Genomic DNA, 18,678 nt, shown 5'->3' on the forward strand with positions numbered 1-18,678 from the left:
GTCCGGGCGTGCCCCGCACCCCGCGACCGCGGCCGATGGCGCTCGCACGGTGACCGCCGCTCCCGCGATCGTGCCCCTCGGCGCTGGACGGGACGCCGGGGCCGGGCGCACGGAGTCCGGGCGTGCCCCGCACCCCGCGACCGCGGCCGATGGCGCTCGCACGGTGACCGCCGCTCCCGCGATCGTGCCCCTCGGCGCTGGACGGGACGCCGGGCCCGCCCCGCAATCCGCGACCGCGTCCGAGACCGCCCTCGCCGCCCCCGGATTCTTCGGGCGGCAGCGGGAGTTGAAGAGTCTGCACAGCGACATCGAGCGGGCCGGGCTCAACACCATCGCCGGGCGGAAGGCCGCCCATACCCGGGTGCTGCTCATCGCCGGGCAGCGGGGCTCCGGGCGGACCGCGCTCGCGCGGGAGCTGGCGCGGCAGGTGGGGCGGCGGTATCCGGACGGGGTGCTGCACATCCGGCTCACCGAGCCGAGCGGCGAGCCCGTCCCCGTCGAGCGCACCGCACGCGATCTCCTCGGCGAGTTCGGCATCGCCGTGCCGCCCGGCGCCGGTGAGGACGAGCTGTCCGAGATGGTGCGCGACGCGCTCGCCGACCGCCGGGTCCTGCTGCTCCTCGACGACGCCCACGACGCCGAGCAGGTCGACCTCCTGCTCCCGGAGAACCCGGACTGCCTCGTCGTCGCCGTATCGCGCGGCCCCCTCACCGGTATCCCGGACGTCCGCCCGTGCACCATCGGCGGCCTGGACGCCAAGGCCGCGATCGAACTGCTCAGCACCTACACCGGAACCGTCCGCATCACCGTCGACCCGCAGGCCGCCGAGTCGCTCGCGGAGGAGTGCGGCGGCCAGCCCGCCGCGCTCGCCGTCGTCGGTGGCTGGCTCGCCGCCCGCCCCACGGTCTCCGTCGCCGACGCCGCCAAGCGGCTGCGCTCCGTCCCCTGGGATCCCGAACAGCCGCAGGGCGTACGGGCGTTGGCGCGTGCCTTCCGCTTCGTCTACGAGGAGCTGCCGCCCTCCACCGCCGGGGTCCTGCGGCTGCTCGCACTGGCCCCCGCCGGATTCGCCGACGCCCACACCGCGTCCGCGCTGGCCGGATGTTCCGTCTCGGCCGCCAGGGCGGCGCTGGACGACCTCGCCGGACTGAACCTGCTGCGGCCTGCGGGGGAGCAGTACGAGGTCCTCGGCTCCCTCGCCCCGTTCATGCGCGCGCTGATGGAGGCGAAGGAACGCCCCGCCGAGGTGCAGCTCGCCAGGGCGCGGATGCTGGAGCGGACCGTACGGCTGCTCCAGTCCTGCCGCGCGGTCACCGAGCCCGACGGTTCGCAGGCGCGCAGGAAGCTCGCAGCCCTGCCCCACGCCGCGCGCTTCCCGAACACCCGGGCCGCCGCCGACTGGCTGCGCTCCCGCAGGCCCGCCCTGCTGGCCTCCGCCCGGCTCGCCGTGGCCGACGGCGGACTGGACACCCTCGCCCGCAGGCTGGTCTCCGCGCTGGTCAGGGCGCTCGCCGCACACCAGGGCACGGACGCTGCGGCCCCCGACCTGTACGGGCTGCACCAGCTGGTCCTCGGTGTCGCCGAGCGCCAGGGCCTGCACCGTGAGGAGGCCGCGGCCCTGCTCAACATCGGCGATCTGGACGCCTTGACGGGCCGTACGCACGACGCGCTGGCCCGGTACCGGTCTGCCCTGGACGCCGGAAGGGCCGCGAACGACCACTACGCCACCGGCCGTGCGATGGAATCCGTAGGCAGCGCCTACCAGGAACTCCAGGACTGGCACCGCGCCGCCGACTGGTACGGCCGCGCCCTCGCGCAGCGGCTCAGCCGAGGCGAGCGGGCCGACGAGGCGCGGCTGTACGGACGCCTCGGCACCGTCCACACCTGCGCGGGCCGCTACGGCGAGGCGCTGCGCCACTGGCGCGCCGCGTCGGCGGGCTTCCGCAGGCTCCAGGACCTTCCAGGTCAGGCCCGCGCGCTCAGCGAGGCGGCCAGGGTCCTGGAGTACGCGGGCCGTCCCGAGGAGTCGCTGGGGACCTGCCAGGAGGCCGTGGAGTACGCCCGGCTGGCCGGGGACACCCGGCTCCAGGCCGCGCTGGAACTGCGGCTCGCGGACACGCTGGACCGCCTCGGCGACCCGACGGCGGCCCGGCTGCACCGCAAAGCCTCCGGCCGTCTGCTGTCGACCGACTCCTCTGCGGGCTGATCCGCCTACGAAATCCGAAGCGCCTCGGCGGAACCTTGATGCTTTGCAAGGCTAGACAGCGAGAAGCCCTTCATTAGAATGGCTCTGTCGTAAGTTAGCGATGCCTTCCGATGCGCCGTAGGCGTATGGGTTTGTAGGGCATTGCCCGAGCAATCCCTGAGCCAAGGACCGTGATCACCGTGCTCGTCGGCATCCCCCGCGAGGTCAAGAACAACGAGTTCCGGGTGGCCATCACCCCCGCCGGAGTGCACGAGCTCGTGCGCCACGGCCATCAGGTCGTCATCGAGCGGGACGCCGGCGCCGGCTCCTCGATCAGCGACGCCGAGTTCACCGCCGCCGGCGCCCGGACACTGCCCACCGCCGACGACGTCTGGGCCGCCGCCGACCTGGTGCTGAAGGTCAAGGAGCCCATCGCCGAGGAGTACCACCGCCTCCGCAAGGACCAGACCCTCTTCACGTACCTGCATCTCGCCGCCTCCCGCGAGTGCACGGACGCGCTGCTGAAGTCCCGTACCACCGCCATCGCGTACGAGACCGTCGAGACCGCGAACCGCCGCCTCCCGCTGCTCGCCCCGATGTCCGAGGTCGCGGGCCGGCTGGCCCCGCAGGTCGGCGCCTACCACCTGATGCGCTCGGTCGGCGGCCGTGGCGTGCTGCCCGGCGGCGTTCCCGGTACGGCTCCGGGCCGCGCCGTCGTCATCGGCGGCGGTGTCTCCGGCTGGAACGCCACGCAGATCGCCGTCGGCATGGGCTTCCATGTGACCCTGCTCGACCGGGACATCGACAAGCTGCGCGAGGCCGACAGAGTCTTCGGCACGAAGGTGCAGACCATCGTCTCCAACGCGTACGAACTGGAGCGGGCGGTCGTCGAGGCCGACCTCGTCGTCGGCGCCGTTCTCATCCCCGGGGCGAAGGCGCCGAAGTTGGTCACCAACGCGCTCGTGGCCAAGATGAAGCCCGGAAGTGTACTTGTCGACATTGCAATCGATCAGGGTGGTTGCTTCGAGGATTCACACCCCACCACCCACGCCGAGCCGACCTTCCAGATCCATGACTCGGTGTTCTACTGCGTCGCCAACATGCCGGGCGCCGTACCCAACACCTCCACCTACGCGCTGACGAATGCCACGCTTCCCTACATCGTGGCTCTCGCCGACCTCGGCTGGACCGAGGCGCTGCGCCGCGACCCGGCGCTCGCCAAGGGCCTCAACGCCCATGACGGGCAGGTCACTTACGGTTCCGTGGCCGAGGCGCACGGTCTTCCGTACACCGAACTGGCAACGGTTCTGGGCTGACCCGTCAACGGCGTTCGTCAACCTGACGCCCCCGGCCGGATCTTGCTCGGCGAGATCCGGCCGACTGTGTGTCCGGCCACTCCCGCGCCCGCGCTCAACTCGCCTCGAACGTAACCCTTTAACCCTTTCGCACCCGTGTGAAGCGCGCCGACGGAGCCCTGTGCGCCCTTGACACAGGGGTGTTCGGTTGCCGACACATCGGGCCGGGTCCGGCGGATTGTGTTGCTGCGGAGTGGTGACACGCCATAGAGTCGCCAACCGTCGGCATGGTGCCACGCTGACCTATCGATAAGTTTCCTGGTCACGTCCAAGGAGGTAAGACGACTTGTGAATGAGTCGACATTTACTCCCGGGGGTGGTCAACCAGGAATGCCCGCGCTGGGCCACCGGAGCCCGTCGTCCGGGCTAGAGGCCGTCGGCTCCGTCGCTGTCCGCACCTTCACCACCCATCAGCACATGACGACAGCCCACCAGACGATGGACGGCCACAACGTGAACGCCATGGCCGGCAACGAGAGTGGCCGAGAGTCCACCCACTTCGCCGACTTCGACGAGGTGCCCGAGGGGCACTTCTACGACCCCGACGCCGAGTACGAGCCCGACCCCGAGTACGCGGCCACCCTCGCGCCCGACGCGGCCAGACAGCGCCGCGAGCGAATCGGCCCGACCGGGCGTCCCCTGCCGTACTTCCCGATCCCCGGCCCGGTCACCGACCACGGCCCCGCGAAGATCATCGCGATGTGCAACCAGAAGGGCGGCGTCGGCAAGACCACGTCGACCATCAACCTGGGCGCCGCGCTCGCGGAGTACGGCCGGCGGGTGCTGCTCGTCGACTTCGACCCGCAGGGCGCCCTGTCCGTCGGGCTCGGGGTCAACCCGATGGAGCTCGACCTCACGGTCTACAACCTGCTCATGGAGCGGGGCATGTCGGCCGACGAGGTGCTCCTGAAGACCGCCGTGCCCAACATGGACCTGCTCCCGAGCAACATCGACCTCTCGGCCGCCGAGGTGCAGCTGGTGAGCGAGGTCGCCAGGGAGTCCACGCTCCAGCGGGCGCTCAAGCCGCTGATGCAGGACTACGACTACATCGTGATCGACTGCCAGCCCTCGCTCGGTCTGCTGACCGTGAACGCGCTGACCGCCGCGCACAAGGTGATCGTCCCGCTGGAGTGCGAGTTCTTCGCGCTGCGCGGTGTGGCGCTGCTGACCGAGACCATCGAGAAGGTCCAGGAGCGGCTCAACCCGGAGCTGGAGCTCGACGGCATCCTCGCCACGATGTACGACTCCCGTACGGTGCACAGCCGCGAGGTCCTGGCGCGGGTCGTCGAGGCCTTCGACGATCACGTGTACCACACGGTGATCGGCCGGACCGTGCGCTTCCCGGAGACCACCGTCGCCGGTGAGCCCATCACCACCTACGCCTCCAACTCCGTCGGTGCCGCCGCCTATCGCCAGCTCGCCAGGGAGGTGCTCGCCCGGTGTCACGCCGAGTGAGTCTGCCCGGGGCCGACGAGCTGTTCCGTACGACCGGGGGCATGGCGCTCCAGGCTTCCTCACCGGGAGACCGGCGGCGTACCGCGAACGGTGAGCCGCGGGTCCCGGCACCGGCCCAGGAGAGCGACCCGGTCGCCGAACAGTCGGGGGCCGCGCAGGCGGCGCCACCCGCTTCCGCGCCGGCACCGGCCCAGGAGCACTCGGCGACTGACGCGGACTCGGCGGCCACGTCCCGCAGCCGCACCCCGGAACGGGAGCAGCCCCAGCGCCGGTCCCCGGGATCGCAGGACAGCGGCGGCACCGCGGGCGGCGGCACCGCGGGCGGCGGCAGCGGCGGTGGAGCGGCCCAGGCGGGCCAGCAGGGCGGCCAGCGCCGCCGAGGGGGCCGCGGCGCCAATCGCCGCCCCAGCGGGCGCGAACGGCACGACGAGAAGATCACGGTCTACGTCTCCGCCGAGGAACTGATGGACCTGGAGCACGCGCGTCTGGTGCTGCGCGGCGAGCACGGTCTCGCCGTGGACCGGGGGCGGATCGTCCGTGAGGCGGTCGCCGTTGTCCTCGCCGACCTGGAGTCGCGCGGCGACGCGAGCATTCTCGTACGGCGCCTGCGCGGGCGCTGAGGGTAGCCTCGCCGGACCGAGCACCGCTCTTCCGCCTCCAGGACCGCCATGCCACCGACCGACGAACCCACAGCCCGCTCGCCCCGCCGCGCGCTGGGCCGTGGGCCGGGGGCGGGCGGCGCGGCGGTCGAGCCGCCGGTGGTCGTGGAGCCGGGGGCGGAGGCCGAGCCTGAGCCGGGCCCCGAGCCGGAGGCCGTACGAGTACCACTGCCCGCGCCCGCAGCCGAGCCGGAGCCGGAACCTGAGCTCCCAGCCGGGCCGGACCCCGAGCCCGTACCGGATGCCGTACCCGTACCGGACCCGGAGCCCGTAACCGGACCTGACGCGGACCCCGAGCCCGCCCCCACCGCCGATGGTGAACCCGAGCCCGACGACGGGCGGTTCACCGTTCGGCTCGCGAACTTCGAGGGGCCTTTCGATCTGCTCCTTCAGCTGATCTCGAAGCACAAGATGGACGTCACCGAGGTCGCGCTCTCGAAGGTCACCGACGAGTTCATGGTGCACATACGAGCGATGGGCACCGACTGGGACCTCGACCAGACCACCGAGTTCCTGGTCGTCGCGGCCACGCTCCTCGACCTCAAGGCCGCACGCCTGCTGCCGTCCGCCGACGTGGAGGACGAGGGCGACCTGGCGCTGCTGGAGGCCAGGGACCTGCTCTTCGCCCGGCTGCTCCAGTACCGCGCGTACAAGCAGATCGCCGAGATCTTCAGCGCCCGGCTCGACTCCGAGTCGCGCCGCTACCCCCGTACCGTCGGTCTGGAACCGCACCACGCCGCGCTCCTCCCCGAGGTCGTCATCAGCATCGGCGCCGAGGGCTTCGCCCGGCTCGCGGTCAAGGCGATGCAGCCCAAGCCCAAGCCGCAGGTCTACGTCGACCACATCCACGCGCCGCTCGTCTCCGTCCAGGAGCAGGCGGGGATCGTCGTGGCGATGCTGCGGGCGGCCGGCGAGGTGAGTTTCCTGACACTCGCCGAGGACGCCCCGGACACGCTCACCGTCGTGGCGCGCTTCCTGGCGCTGCTGGAGCTCTACCGGGAGAAGGCCGTCGCTCTTGCCCAGGACGAGGCCCTGGGGCCCCTCATGGTGCGCTGGACGGGCGGGGACGACGGCGAGCAGCCACGGGTCACGGACGAGTTCGACCGTCCGCCCGACCCCGTGGAGGACGCGAAGGACTCGAAGCGCACGAAGGAAGCGGACGCCGCGACGGACACGAGCGAGGAGATGGCGTGAGCGAGCAACGGACGGTCGCCGACCTCGATCTCAAGCCCGCCCTGGAGGCGGTCCTCATGGTCGTCGACGAGCCCGCGACCGAGGACCACCTGGCCAAGGTCCTGGACCGGCCGCGCAGGGCCGTCGCGGACGCGCTGCGCGAGCTGGCCGACGAGTACACCGTCCAGGGCCGCGGATTCGAGCTGCGCCTCGTCGCGGGCGGCTGGCGCTTCTACTCGCGGGCCGAGTACGCGGAGGCCGTCGAGGGCTTCGTGCTCGACGGCCAGCAGGCCCGGCTCACACAGGCCGCGCTGGAGACCCTGGCGGTCGTGGCGTACCGCCAGCCGGTCAGCCGGTCCCGGGTCTCGGCCGTACGCGGAGTGAACTGTGACGGGGTCATGCGGACCCTCCTCCAGCGCGGTCTCGTCGAGGAGGCGGGAGCGGAACCCGAAACAGGTGCGATCCTGTACAGGACGACGAACTATTTCCTGGAGCGGATGGGCCTGCGCGGTCTGGACGAGCTTCCGGAACTCGCGCCCTTCCTTCCGGAGGCGGACGCGATCGAGGCCGACAGCCTGGAAGGCGTTCCGTCGTTCGATCCGGACGCACCGTACGCCCCGGACACTCACGCAGACGACAAGACGGACATTTGATGCGAAGCAACGGCAGGAACAGCGGAAGCGGCAGCGGCGACCGGAGCGGCGGCCGGGGAGCCGCGGGCGGCAAACCCCAGTCGAGGGCCGGCGGCGGTCGCGGCGGCAGCGGGGGCGCCGGGAGCCGGGGGAGCGGCGGCGGCGCCGGCTCGCGCGGCGACAAGCAGCCGAAGCGTGAGGGTACGCCGCGTCCCGAGGAGCGCCGTTACGACGTCGGGCGCGGTGGCCAGGGTGGCGGTCAGGGCGGTTCCGGTGGCCCGTCGGGCGGCGGCAGCCGTGGCGCGGCGGCCCGCGGCGGTGCCAAGGGCGGGCCCAAGGCCCCGAGCATCGCGGCCAAGCGCCGGGCCCAGGGCAAGCCCGCCCGCCCGCGCGAGCTGGACGCCAAGATCGAGCAGCGCAACCGCGACCGGTACGCCGACAAGCCGGAGATCAGGACCCCGAGGACCAACCCGGGCGCCGAGCAGGAGGGCGAGCGGCTGCAGAAGATCCTCGCGCGGGCCGGCATGGGCTCGCGCCGGGCCTGCGAGGAGCTGATCGAGCAGGCCCGTGTCGAGGTCAACGGTGAGATCGTCGTCGAGCAGGGCATGCGTGTCGACCCGCACCGCGACGAGATCAAGGTCGACGGGCTCACCGTCGCCACCCAGTCGCATCTCTTCTTCGCGCTGAACAAGCCCGCGGGCGTCGTCTCCACGATGGGCGACCCGGACGGCAGGCAGAACCTCGGCGACTACGTCACCAACCGCGAGACCCGGCTGTTCCACGTGGGCCGGCTGGACACCGAGACCGAGGGCATCATCCTGCTCACCAACCACGGTGAGCTGGCCCACCGGCTCACGCACCCCAGGTACGGCGTGAAGAAGACGTATCTCGCCGCCGTCCAGGGCCCGTTGCCGCGTGATCTGGGCAAGCGGCTCAAGGACGGCATCCAGTTGGAGGACGGCTACGCCCGCGCCGACCACTTCCGTGTCGTGGAGAACACCGGGAAGAACTATCTGGTCGAGGTGGTCCTCCACGAGGGCCGCAAGCACATCGTGCGCCGCATGCTCTCCGAGGCGGGCTTCCCCGTCGACCGGCTGGTCCGCACCGCGTTCGGGCCGATCCCGCTCGGCGACCAGAAGTCCGGCTGGCTGCGCCGCCTCACCAACACCGAGGTCGGCATGCTGATGCAGGAAGTCGGCCTGTAGGCAGGCCTGTTCGACCCGAACCGCAGCAGTTGAGGAAAGCCCGTGGCCCGAGGCCACGGGCTTTCCTCCTTGCGGGGCCCGCCGGTTCGCCTTTATAGTCAGTATGACTATTAAGGAGGCGGGTGTGAGTCTCGCGGATTTCCTCGACCCGTTGCAGCAGCCTTTGGTGACCGTTCTCGACACCCCGGTGAGCTGGACCGAGGTGCTCGGCTTCGGCAGCGGAGCGCTCTGCGTCTGGCTCGTCGCCCGCCAGCACATCGCCAACTGGCCGATCGGCATCGCCAACAACCTGTTCTTCATCCTGCTGTTCACCCAGGCGGGTCTGTACGCCGACGCCGGGCTGCAGGTCGTCTTCATCGCTCTCGCCACGTACGGCTGGTGGACCTGGACCCACGGGGGTGGACCAGGTACGTCATCTCTCCCGGTGCGGCGCACCACGCGCACCGAGTGGGGCTGGCTGCTCGTGGCGGGGGCGGTGGGAACTCTCGGACTGACGCTGCTCCTCGACCACCAGACCTCATCGACGGTCCCCTTCTGGGACGCCGTCACCACCGCGCTCTCGCTGATGGCGACCTACGGGCAGTGCCGCAAGCGGCTGGAGTCCTGGTGGCTGTGGATCGCGGCCGACGTCGTCTACATCCCGCTCTACGCGCACAAGGACCTGTATCTGACGTCGATCCTGTACGTGGGCTTCCTGACCCTGTGCCTCATCGGGCTGCGGAACTGGTCGCGCGACCTGGCAGGCCGGCCCGCCGTGCCACTGGAGGTCACGGCATGAGCGGGAGCTACGAACACGGCCTGGTCCTCGGCAAGTTCTACCCTCCGCACGCGGGCCACCACCACCTCGTACGGACCGCGCGGGAGCGCTGCGAACGGCTCACGGTCCTCGTCTGCGCCGCCTCCGTCGAGTCCGTACCGCTCGCCGACCGCGTCGCCTGGATGCGCGAGATCCATCCGGACGCCCATGTCGTGGGCGCCGTCGACGACACCCCGATGGATCTGCACGACCCCGCCGTCTGGGACGCGCACATGGCGGTCTTCCGCGCGGCCGTCCCCGAGCCCGTGGACGCCGTCTTCACCTCGGAGTCGTACGGGGACGAACTCGCCCGCCGCTTCGGCGCCGAGTCCGTCGCCGTGGACCCGGACCGCACGCTCCACCCGGTGTCGGGGACTGCCGTCCGCAAGGACCCCGTCGGCTGCTGGGACTTCCTCGCCCCGCCCGTCCGGGCAGCGCTCACCCGCCGCGTCGTGGTGCTCGGCGCCGAGTCCACCGGCACCACGACCCTCGCGCTGGCGCTCGCCGAGCACTACAGGGCGCGTGGCGGCGTGTGGAGCCGTACGCGGCATGTGCCCGAGTACGGGCGGGAGTTCAGCGAGCGGAAGCTGGCCTCCCTGCGTGAGAGCTGGCCCGGCGCGCAGTGGGAGGACGTCGAATTCACCACCGGGGACTTCCCGTTGATCGCCCGGCGGCAGAACGAGCTGGAGGAGGAGGCGGCCCGGGACGGCTCGCCCGTCCTCGTCTGCGACACCGACTCCTTCGCCACCACCGTCTGGCACGAGCGGTACGTGGGCGGGCGCAACCCGCGCGTCGAGGAGATCGCCGACCGGGTGCCGCACCATCTGTGGCTGCTCACCGGCCATGAGGGCGTCGCCTTCGAGGACGACGGACTGCGCGACGGCGAGGAGCTGCGGCCCTGGATGACGGGCCGCTTCAGGGACGAACTGACCCGTACGGGGCGGACGTTCGTCGCGCTCGAAGGGTCGCGCGAGAGTCGTCTCGCCGAGGCGGTGGCCGCTGTGGACGCGCTGCTGGGGCAGGGTTGGTACTTCGCCGCACCTCTGCCGGAGAACAGATGACACCCCCTCGGACCCCTCAGACTCCCCAGCCCTCGCGGCAGCCTTCCCGGCAGCCCCGGGTGCCGGAGAACTACGACCCCGCCGCCTTCGTGCCGTTCGCCGTCACCGTCGATCTCGCCGTCTTCACGGTCCGTGAGAGCCGTCTGCACGTCCTGCTCGTCGAACGGGGCGAAGAGCCGTATCTGGGCCACTGGGCGCTGCCCGGCGGCTTCGTACGGCCCCGGGAGTCCGCCGGGCAGGCGGCCAGGCGTGAACTCGCCGAGGAGACCGGCCTGTCGCCGAACACCGTGGCCGGACTGCGGCCCGAGCAACTGCGTACGTACAGCGACCCGGACCGCGACCCCCGGATGCGGGTCGTCTCCGTCGCGTACACCGCGCTCGTGCCCGATCTCCCCGAGCCGCGCGGGGGCGGCGACGCAGCCCAGGCCCGGTGGACCCCGTACGACCACGACGAGCTCGGCCGGCTCGCCTTCGACCACGGCGGGATCCTCGCCGACGGCCGGCGCCGTATCGGCGCCAAGCTCGAATACACCTGCCTCGCCACGGCGTTCTGCCCGCCCCAGTTCACCCTCGGGGAGCTTCAGCAGGTCTACGAGACGGTCTGGGGCGTGGTGCTGGACCGGCCCAACTTCCGCCGCAAGGTGCTGACTTCACCCGGCTTCGTCGAACCGGTCGAAGGCCCGCCGCGGCGCACCGGCGGCCGGGGCAAACCGGCCGCCCTCTACCGCGCCGGCGGGGCCACCGCGCTGCACCCGCCGCTGCTTCGACCGGAAGGACGGACCACCCCATGACCGCGACGGACACGGCCGGCAAGTCAGCCGCCACCGGCGCCATGACCGGGCTCGCGCTCGGCGACGCCCTCGGCTTTCCCACCGAGTTCAACGATGTCCCCTCCATCCTCGCCAAGTTCGGTCCCTGGCGGGAGATACCCCTGCTGAAGCCCGCGATCGTCAGCGACGACACCCAGATGACGCTCGCGCTCGGCCGGGGTCTGCGCACCGCCATGGGCCGGGGCCCGCTCGGACCGCTGAGCCTCACCCGGCCGGTACGCGAGGAGTTCGTGGACTGGTTCCACGACCCGCAGAACAACCGGGCCCCCGGCAACACCTGTATGACGGCCTGTCAGTTGCTCGACAGCGACCGCCCCTGGCAGCAGGCGAGCCGGATCGGCTCCAAGGGCTGCGGCGCCAACATGCGGGTCGCGCCCGTCGGGCTCGCGCCGGGACTGAGCCCCGAACAGCGGTCGGGCGCGGCCCAGTTGCAGTCCGGCCTCACCCACGGCCACCCGACGGCCCTGGCTGCCTCCGACCTCACGGCCCACGCGGTGAGTCTGCTGGCGCGGGGAACCGAACCGATGGGCCTGGTGGGTCTGTTGCGCTCGTACGCGTACGAGAACCGGTCCCGCTACCACCACGCGTGGCTCGGCGATCTGTGGACCCACAGCCAGGACCCGACCCCCGAGCACTTCATCGAACGGGGCTGGGACGACTGCCTGGCCGTGCTCGAACGGCTCCAACGGGCCCTGCGCGCACCGTCCCCCGAGACGGACCCGTGCCTGGCGACCGGCGACGGCTGGATCGCTGAGGAGGCGTTCGCCACCGGGCTGCTCTGTTTCCTGCTCTTCCCCGACGAGCCGGTCACCGCGCTGCGCCGGGCGGCCTGCACCAAGGGCGACTCGGACTCGATCGCCTGTCTGACGGGCGCGTTCGCGGGAGCGCACCTCGGGGCGGGAGCGTGGCCGAAGGAGTGGGCGGACCGGATCGAGTACCGCGAGGAGCTGCTGGAACTCGGAGCACTCTGGGACGCTTGATCCATGCGTATGGATGACGAACATGTGGCCGACGGCGGCGCTCCCGGTCACCGTATCGACGAGCCGGCGGACGAGCGCGCCCGGCGCCTGCGGCGGGCCGGGCTGCCGGTGACCGATCTCGGCCCGGCCCTCGCCCAGGAGACGGATCCGCTGCTGTTCGCCACCGTCTCCGGCGCGCACCTCTACGGATTCCCCTCCACGGACTCCGACGTCGACCTGCGCGGCGCCCATCTGCTGCCGGTCGCCGAACTCATCGGGCTGCACGAGCCCGACGAGACCCGGTCGCGGATGTGGGACCAGGACGGTGTGGAGATGGACCTGGTCAGCCATGACCTGCGGAAGTTCGTGCGGATGATGATGCGGCGCAACGGCTACGTACTGGAACAGCTCCACTCGCCGCTTATCGTCCACTCGACCGAGGCGCACCGCGAACTGCTGTCCCTCGCGCCCGGCGTACTCACCGGCCACCACGCCCACCACTACCGCGGATTCGCCGCGACCCAGTGGCGGCTCTTCGAGAAGACCGGCGAACTCAAGCCGCTGCTCTACACGTTCAGGGCGCTGCTCACCGGTGTCCATCTGATGCGCAGCGGCGAGGTGCAGGCCCATCTGCCCACACTGCTCGGCGAGGTGAGCGCCCCCGCCTATCTGCCCGAGCTGATCGAGGCGAAGGCCGAGGCCGAACACGGCGCGGCGACGGGCCTCGCCCCGACCCGCCTGCGGAGCGACGTGGACGCCCTCCACGAGGTCCTGGCGGACGCGAGGGAGGAGACCCGGCTCCCCGACTCCCCGGCCGGATACGAGGCGCTCCACGACCTCGTGGTGCGCACCCGGCTGGAGAGACCGGACATCCCCTAGGCCCTGACCTGGACGCCGAGCGCCGACGCCCGGCGGGTGCGGATCACGAAGTCCTCGACACGCGCGCGGTCGGGTTCGGCGGGCAGCGGGGAGCCGGCGAGCGCGGTGTCCGCCTCCTCTCCGAGGCGGTTCATCCGCCGCTCCACCTCCGCCCACGAGACCTCACCGCGTTTGACCGCGAGCAGCGGTTCGCGCTGGTCACCGGCGTCGACGACCAGCCGCCCCGTACGCAGCAGATCGCGGCAGGTGCCGAGCAGCCGCAGCAGATGCATGGCGTGCTTCCAGCGGGGCGCGCCGTGCTTCCGCAGGTCCGCCTCCAGCTTCCGGCGCTGGCCGATCGCGTAGCGGACGAAGGTCTCGTGCGCCTGCCGGGAGAGGAACGCCTCACGCAGGGCGAGGAGTTCACGGCCGGTGGCGTCGGCATGCTCGACGAGCGGCGAGTGCAGGCATTCGAGCGCATTGGGATTGCCGCGCAGCGCGAGCAGACAGAAACGCTCCAGCTCCCACGAGAACTGCTCGTCGGCCGGCCCGTCGACATGCGTCGGAGGCTTCTCGAAGCGCCAGAAGAGCGGTGTCGGCGCCAGGAACACCCCCCGGCGGTCGGTGTCACTGCCCTCGGTCGCCAGACCGAAGGCGCGCGAGCCCATGACGCACGCGTAGACGGTGTGCTCGCGCACCAGGTCCTCGGGGTTCATGGCCATGGAGATTACGGGGGCCGCGCCACTGACCCGCAGCCAGGCCCGCAGCCGGGCCCGCGGCCGTCTCGCGCAACGGTCGGCCGGGCCGTATCCGCGTACATCTGTCTAACCTGGACGGAGTACACGATCACTGAGCGGGACGAGGAGCACGACGTGCCGGTACGAGCTGTCCGAGGGGCCGTCCAGCTGGAGCGGGACGAGCCGGGACACATGGACGAACAGGTCGCGCAACTGCTCTCCGCCATCCTGGAGCGCAACAGCCTCGGGGAGGACGACCTGATCAGCATCTGGTTCACGGCCACCCCCGACCTGCACAGCGACTTCCCGGCCGCCGCCGCGCGCGGACTCGGCATCGTCGACGTCCCGCTGATCTGCGCGCAGGAGCTGGACATCGAGGGCGCCATGCCGCGCGTGGTCCGCATCCTCGCGCACATAGAGTCCGAGCTCCCCCGGTCCGAGATCGCGCACGTCTACCTCGGCGCCGCGGCAGCCCTCCGCAAGGACATCGCCCAGTGAGAACAGCCCTCGTCATCGGAACCGGCCTCATCGGCACCTCGGCCGCCCTCACGCTCGCCGGACGCGGTGTCGCCGTCCACCTCGTGGACCACGACCCGGCCAGGGCGCGCACGGCGGCGGCGCTCGGCGCGGGCACCGAGGAGCCGCCGGCCGGCCCCGTCGACCTCGCGATCGTCGCCGTACCGCCCGCGCACACCGCCGGCACGCTCGCCGACGCGATGCGCGCCGGCCGCGCGCGCGGCTATCTGGACGTCGCCAGCGTCAAGGGCGGCCCCCGGCGCGAGCTGGAGGCGCTGGGCCTGGACCTGGCCGCGTACATCGGAACCCACCCCATGGCCGGCAAGGAGAGCTCCGGGCCGCTCGCCGCCACCGCCGATCTCTTCGAGGGCCGACCCTGGGTGCTGACCCCCACCCCCGGCACCGACACCGAGGTGCTGAACCTCGCGCTCGAACTGGTCGCGCTCTGCCGCGCGGTGCCGGTCGTGATGGACGCCGACGCCCACGACCGGGCCGTCGCCCTCGTCTCCCACACCCCTCAGCTGATCTCCTCGATGGTCGCCGCCCGCCTGGAGGACGCCGACGAGGCGGCCGTACGGCTCTGCGGCCAGGGCATCCGCGACGTCACGCGCATCGCCGCGTCGGACCCCCGGATGTGGGTCGAGATCCTCACCGCCAACCCGGGGCCCGTCGCCGACGTGCTCGCGGGCGTGGCCGCCGACCTCGGCGAGACCGTCGAGGCGCTGCGGGCGCTCCAGTCCGCCGACGAGGCCAAGCGGCGCGACGGCACCGAGGGCATCGAGGACGTACTGCGGCGGGGCAACGCGGGCCGGGTGCGGGTACCGGGCAAGCACGGCGCGGCCCCGACGGCGTACGAGACGGTGGCCGTCCTGATCAGCGACCGGCCCGGGGAGCTGGCGCGTATCTTCGCGGACGCCGGGAGCGCCGGGGTCAACGTCGAGGACGTTCGGATCGAACACGCGACCGGGCAGGAGTCGGGTCTGGTCCAGCTGATGGTGGAGCCCGCGGCGGCCCCCGTGCTGAGCGCGGCGCTGCGCGAGCGCGGCTGGTCGATCCGCCGCTGACGGAGCCCGCCCGCGCACCCGCCCAGGGTGGCCGCACGGGCGGCTTTCGCGGGGGTGTAAGGGAGGGTCCCAGCACTCGGTAACCTTGTGCGGGGGCGCACTGACGTCTGGGCGTTGGGAAACGGCCCCCGGAACGTATCCAGACCGTCGCGCGCGAACCACTTCGCCCACGACTCCGCGCCCCGTGAACCAGGAAGGTGTCCGCCCCCGTGGAAACCGCTGCAACCGACGCCAGGACCGCCCCGGCCGCCGTGATCGTCGCCATCGACGGGCCCGCGGGCACCGGCAAGTCGAGCACGTCCCGGGCCGTGGCCACCCAGCTCGGGCTGAGCTACCTGGACACGGGCGCGCAGTACCGGGCGATCACCTGGTGGATGATCAGCAACGGAATCGACGTCCAGGACTCATCGGCCGTCGCCACGGCGGCCGGCAAGCCGGTCATCGTGTCCGGCACCGACGCTGCGAACCCGACGATCACCGTCGACGGCGCGGACGCCTCGGGACCCATCCGTACGCAGGCGGTCACGGCCAAGGTCAGCGCGGTCAGCGCCGTCCCCGAGGTACGGGCCGTCATCACCGGACTCCAGCGCTCCATCGCGGCCGGCGCGGGGAACGGCATCGTCGTGGAGGGCCGTGACATCGGCACGACCGTGCTGCCCGACGCCGACCTCAAGGTCTTCCTCACCGCCTCGCCCGAGGCGCGCGCCGCGCGCCGCAGCGGCGAACTCAAGGGCAAGGAGGCCAGCGACCTCGCGGCCACCAGGGAAGCGCTGATCAAGCGGGACGCGATCGACTCAAGCCGTAAGACGTCACCGCTGGCCAAGGCGGCCGACGCGGTCGAGGTGGACACCACCGACCTCACGCTCCAGCAGGTCATCGAGTGTGTCGTCACCCTTGTCGAGGAGAAGCGGGCGGCCCGGTGAGCGGACCCTCCCGGACCGAACCGTCCCGCGCCGCCGCGCCCTCCCCGAAGGGTGCCGCGGTCGGCCGCCGCATCGGCATCGGACTGATGTACGGCCTGTGGAAGCCACGGGTGCTCGGTGCCTGGCGGGTCCCGGTGACCGGCCCGGTGATCCTGGCCGTCAACCACTCGCACAACATCGACGGGCCGATGCTCATGGGCACCGCGCCCAGGCCCGTGCACTTCCTGATCAAGAAGGAAGCCTTCATCGGTCCGCTCGACCCGTTCCTGCTGTCGATCGGACAGCTGAAGGTGGACCGTGAGACCACCGACCGCGCCGCCGTCACCGACGCCCTCGGGGTGCTCAAGGGCGGCGGGGTCCTGGGGATCTTCCCCGAGGGCAGCAGGGGAGAGGGCGACTTCGCCTCCCTGCGGTCCGGGCTCGCGTACTTCGCCGTACGCACCGGGGCGCCGATCGTCCCGGTGGCGGTGCTGGGAAGCACGGACCGCCGCGGGCGGTTGATATCCGCGCTGCCACCACTGCGCAGCCGTGTCGACGTCGTCTTCGGGGACGCGTTCGAGGCCGGTGACAGAAGTGGCCGGCGCACGCGGCAGGCGATGGACGATGCCACGCTGCGGATCCAGAAGCGGCTGACCGCCCATCTGGACCACGCCAGGCGCCTCACCGGGCGCCCGGCAGGACTTGAGTAGTGCACCGCGTCCGCGCGGTGCACCGATCACGATGAACGAGGTACGGACTTCATGAACAACCCCATTCACTCCGGCGACTCCGGTGGCTCCGTCGACGAGCACGGAGAGCTTGGCGACGCCGAGTACTCGGAGTTCATGGAGCTCGCCGCCCACGAAGGCTTCGACGCCGAGGAGATCGAGGGCGCGCTCGACGAGGCCGGTCACGGCCCGCTGCCCGTCCTCGCGGTCGTCGGCCGCCCCAATGTCGGCAAGTCGACCCTGGTGAACCGCATCATCGGCCGCCGCGAAGCCGTCGTTCAGGACAAGCCGGGCGTCACGCGCGACCGCGTCACCTATGAGGCCGAGTGGGCCGGACGCCGCTTCAAGGTCGTCGACACCGGCGGCTGGGAGCAGGACGTCCTCGGACTCGACGCCTCCGTCGCCGCCCAGGCCGAGTTCGCCATCGAGACCGCCGACGCCGTGGTCTTCGTCGTGGACTCCACGGTCGGCGCCACCGACACCGACGAGGCCGTCGTCAAGCTGCTGCGCCGCGCGGGCAAGCCCGTCGTGCTCTGCGCCAACAAGGTCGACGGCCAGAGCGGCGAGGCCGACGCCACGGCGCTCTGGTCGCTGGGCCTCGGCGAGCCGCACCCCGTGTCCTCGCTGCACGGCCGCGGTACGGGCGACATGCTCGACGCGGTCCTGGAGGCGCTGCCCGACGCCCCGCAGCAGACCTTCGGCACCACCGTCGGCGGCCCGCGCCGTATCGCGCTGATCGGCCGCCCGAACGTCGGCAAGTCCTCGCTGCTCAACAAGGTCGCGGGCGAGGAGCGTGTCGTCGTCAACGAGATCGCCGGCACCACCCGCGACCCGGTCGACGAGCTGATCGAACTCGGCGGCAAGGTCTGGAAGTTCGTGGACACGGCGGGCATCAGGCGCCGCGTCCATCTCCAGGAGGGCGCCGACTACTACGCCTCGCTCCGCACGGCCGCCGCCGTCGAGAAGGCCGAGGTCGCCGTCGTACTGATCGATACGAGCGAGTCCATCAGCGTCCAGGACCAGCGCATCATCACGATGGCCGTCGACGCGGGCCGCGCCCTCGTCGTCGCCTACAACAAGTGGGACACCCTCGACGAGGAGCGCCGCTACTACCTGGAGCGCGAGATCGAGACCGAGCTGGCGCAGATCGCGTGGGCGCCCCGGGTCAACGTCTCGGCGCGCACCGGGCGGCACATGGAACGGCTTGTCCCCGCGATCGAGACGGCGATCGAGGGCTGGGAGACGCGCGTGCCGACCGGCAGGCTCAACGCCTTCCTCGGCGAACTCGTCGCCGGGCACCCGCACCCCATTCGCGGCGGCAAGCAGCCGCGCATCCTGTTCGGTACGCAGGCGGGCACCCGGCCGCCCCGTTTCGTGCTCTTCGCGTCCGGCTTCATCGAGGCGGGCTACCGGCGCTTCGTGGAGCGCAGGCTCCGCGAGGAGTTCGGCTTCGAGGGCACGCCGATCCACATCTCCGTACGGGTGCGGGAGAAGCGCGGCCGTAAGAAGTGACACGCGGTCGCGGTACGAGAAGCCGGTGGGCCGGCGCGGAGACATCCGCGT

18 protein-coding genes are annotated in these 18,678 nt (G+C 71.8%); 17 read left to right on the forward strand and 1 reads right to left on the reverse strand.

All coding sequences use genetic code 11. The features are described from left to right. Positions 1 to 184 precede the first annotated feature (184 nt). The 12 genes from ACFWV8_RS32115 (at position 185) to ACFWV8_RS32170 (ending at position 13,189) form a co-directional block, all read left to right on the forward strand. Positions 185 to 2,206, forward strand: a complete 2,022-nt coding sequence (locus tag ACFWV8_RS32115) for a tetratricopeptide repeat protein (RefSeq protein ID WP_384212232.1) — start codon at positions 185 to 187, stop codon at positions 2,204 to 2,206. A 179-nt stretch (positions 2,207 to 2,385) separates the two neighbouring features. Further along, complete coding sequence (gene ald, locus ACFWV8_RS32120) at positions 2,386 to 3,501, forward strand: alanine dehydrogenase (protein ID WP_384212235.1); 1,116 nt, start codon at positions 2,386 to 2,388, stop codon at positions 3,499 to 3,501. A 369-nt stretch (positions 3,502 to 3,870) separates the two neighbouring features. Beyond that, the gene (locus tag ACFWV8_RS32125; protein ID WP_329389403.1) at positions 3,871 to 4,995 is read left to right on the forward strand and encodes a ParA family protein; all 1,125 of its coding nucleotides are present in this window, start codon (positions 3,871 to 3,873) and stop codon (positions 4,993 to 4,995) included. After that, positions 4,980 to 5,615, forward strand: a complete 636-nt coding sequence (locus ACFWV8_RS32130) for a hypothetical protein (RefSeq protein WP_384212188.1) — start codon at positions 4,980 to 4,982, stop codon at positions 5,613 to 5,615. Before ACFWV8_RS32125 ends, ACFWV8_RS32130 begins: the two co-directional genes overlap by 16 nt. Before the next feature lie 48 nt (positions 5,616 to 5,663). Beyond that, on the forward strand, positions 5,664 to 6,848 hold the full coding sequence (locus ACFWV8_RS32135; protein ID WP_384212191.1) for a segregation/condensation protein A: 1,185 nt from the start codon (positions 5,664 to 5,666) through the stop codon (positions 6,846 to 6,848). After that, positions 6,845 to 7,480: an SMC-Scp complex subunit ScpB gene (gene scpB, locus ACFWV8_RS32140; RefSeq protein ID WP_329389407.1), complete on the forward strand. Its 636-nt coding sequence runs from the start codon at positions 6,845 to 6,847 to the stop codon at positions 7,478 to 7,480. The genes ACFWV8_RS32135 and scpB overlap by 4 nt, the downstream gene beginning before the upstream one ends. Then, positions 7,480 to 8,664 carry a pseudouridine synthase gene (locus tag ACFWV8_RS32145; protein ID WP_384212194.1) on the forward strand — a complete coding sequence of 395 codons (1,185 nt, stop codon included), beginning with the start codon at positions 7,480 to 7,482 and terminating at the stop codon, positions 8,662 to 8,664. The genes scpB and ACFWV8_RS32145 overlap by 1 nt, the downstream gene beginning before the upstream one ends. 124 nt (positions 8,665 to 8,788) lie before the next feature. Further along, positions 8,789 to 9,442 (forward strand): nicotinamide riboside transporter PnuC, encoded by a 654-nt coding sequence (gene pnuC / locus ACFWV8_RS32150; RefSeq protein WP_384212197.1) that lies wholly within the window; start codon positions 8,789 to 8,791, stop codon positions 9,440 to 9,442. Then, the gene (locus ACFWV8_RS32155) at positions 9,439 to 10,521 is read left to right on the forward strand and encodes an AAA family ATPase (RefSeq protein WP_384212200.1); all 1,083 of its coding nucleotides are present in this window, start codon (positions 9,439 to 9,441) and stop codon (positions 10,519 to 10,521) included. Before pnuC ends, ACFWV8_RS32155 begins: the two co-directional genes overlap by 4 nt. Next, positions 10,518 to 11,312 carry an NUDIX domain-containing protein gene (locus ACFWV8_RS32160; protein ID WP_384212202.1) on the forward strand — a complete coding sequence of 265 codons (795 nt, stop codon included), beginning with the start codon at positions 10,518 to 10,520 and terminating at the stop codon, positions 11,310 to 11,312. The genes ACFWV8_RS32155 and ACFWV8_RS32160 overlap by 4 nt, the downstream gene beginning before the upstream one ends. Then, positions 11,309 to 12,331 carry an ADP-ribosylglycohydrolase family protein gene (locus tag ACFWV8_RS32165; RefSeq protein ID WP_384212204.1) on the forward strand — a complete coding sequence of 341 codons (1,023 nt, stop codon included), beginning with the start codon at positions 11,309 to 11,311 and terminating at the stop codon, positions 12,329 to 12,331. Before ACFWV8_RS32160 ends, ACFWV8_RS32165 begins: the two co-directional genes overlap by 4 nt. Before the next feature lie 3 nt (positions 12,332 to 12,334). Next, the gene (locus ACFWV8_RS32170; protein WP_384212207.1) at positions 12,335 to 13,189 is read left to right on the forward strand and encodes a DNA polymerase beta superfamily protein; all 855 of its coding nucleotides are present in this window, start codon (positions 12,335 to 12,337) and stop codon (positions 13,187 to 13,189) included. Here the strand turns inward: ACFWV8_RS32170 and ACFWV8_RS32175 are convergent. Further along, positions 13,186 to 13,884, reverse strand: coding sequence for a DNA polymerase beta superfamily protein (locus ACFWV8_RS32175; protein WP_384212210.1), 699 nt, complete (start codon positions 13,882 to 13,884; stop codon positions 13,186 to 13,188). The two genes, ACFWV8_RS32170 and ACFWV8_RS32175, sit on opposite strands and share 4 nt — an antisense overlap. 156 nt (positions 13,885 to 14,040) lie before the next feature. Between ACFWV8_RS32175 and aroH the strand changes: the two genes are divergently transcribed. From aroH to der, 5 genes are all read left to right on the forward strand, one after another. After that, the gene (aroH, locus tag ACFWV8_RS32180) at positions 14,041 to 14,403 is read left to right on the forward strand and encodes a chorismate mutase (RefSeq protein ID WP_329389422.1); all 363 of its coding nucleotides are present in this window, start codon (positions 14,041 to 14,043) and stop codon (positions 14,401 to 14,403) included. After that, entirely contained in the window at positions 14,400 to 15,485 is a 1,086-nt protein-coding gene (locus ACFWV8_RS32185; protein ID WP_384212214.1) for a prephenate dehydrogenase, read from the forward strand. Before aroH ends, ACFWV8_RS32185 begins: the two co-directional genes overlap by 4 nt. A gap of 197 nt (positions 15,486 to 15,682) precedes the next feature. Further along, the gene (gene cmk, locus ACFWV8_RS32190; RefSeq protein WP_384212217.1) at positions 15,683 to 16,408 is read left to right on the forward strand and encodes a (d)CMP kinase; all 726 of its coding nucleotides are present in this window, start codon (positions 15,683 to 15,685) and stop codon (positions 16,406 to 16,408) included. Next, entirely contained in the window at positions 16,405 to 17,097 is a 693-nt protein-coding gene (locus ACFWV8_RS32195) for a lysophospholipid acyltransferase family protein (protein ID WP_384212220.1), read from the forward strand. Before cmk ends, ACFWV8_RS32195 begins: the two co-directional genes overlap by 4 nt. Positions 17,098 to 17,148: 51 nt before the next feature. Beyond that, positions 17,149 to 18,627, forward strand: a complete 1,479-nt coding sequence (der, locus tag ACFWV8_RS32200; RefSeq protein WP_384212223.1) for a ribosome biogenesis GTPase Der — start codon at positions 17,149 to 17,151, stop codon at positions 18,625 to 18,627. Positions 18,628 to 18,678 lie beyond the last annotated feature (51 nt).

Source organism: Streptomyces sp. NPDC058665 (assembly GCF_042714995.1).
GTDB lineage: Bacteria > Actinomycetota > Actinomycetes > Streptomycetales > Streptomycetaceae > Streptomyces.

Coding starts and splice junctions, on each gene's coding strand:
- ACFWV8_RS32125 (WP_329389403.1), top strand. CDS start 3,871: ATGCCCGCGCTGGGCCACCGGAGCCCGTCGTCCGGGCTAGAGGCCGTC.
- ACFWV8_RS32135 (WP_384212191.1), top strand. CDS start 5,664: ATGCCACCGACCGACGAACCCACAGCCCGCTCGCCCCGCCGCGCGCTG.
- ACFWV8_RS32145 (WP_384212194.1), top strand. CDS start 7,480: ATGCGAAGCAACGGCAGGAACAGCGGAAGCGGCAGCGGCGACCGGAGC.
- ACFWV8_RS32155 (WP_384212200.1), top strand. CDS start 9,439: ATGAGCGGGAGCTACGAACACGGCCTGGTCCTCGGCAAGTTCTACCCT.
- ACFWV8_RS32160 (WP_384212202.1), top strand. CDS start 10,518: ATGACACCCCCTCGGACCCCTCAGACTCCCCAGCCCTCGCGGCAGCCT.
- ACFWV8_RS32165 (WP_384212204.1), top strand. CDS start 11,309: ATGACCGCGACGGACACGGCCGGCAAGTCAGCCGCCACCGGCGCCATG.
- ACFWV8_RS32170 (WP_384212207.1), top strand. CDS start 12,335: ATGCGTATGGATGACGAACATGTGGCCGACGGCGGCGCTCCCGGTCAC.
- ACFWV8_RS32175 (WP_384212210.1), bottom strand. CDS start 13,884: ATGAACCCCGAGGACCTGGTGCGCGAGCACACCGTCTACGCGTGCGTC.
- der (WP_384212223.1), top strand. CDS start 17,149: ATGAACAACCCCATTCACTCCGGCGACTCCGGTGGCTCCGTCGACGAG.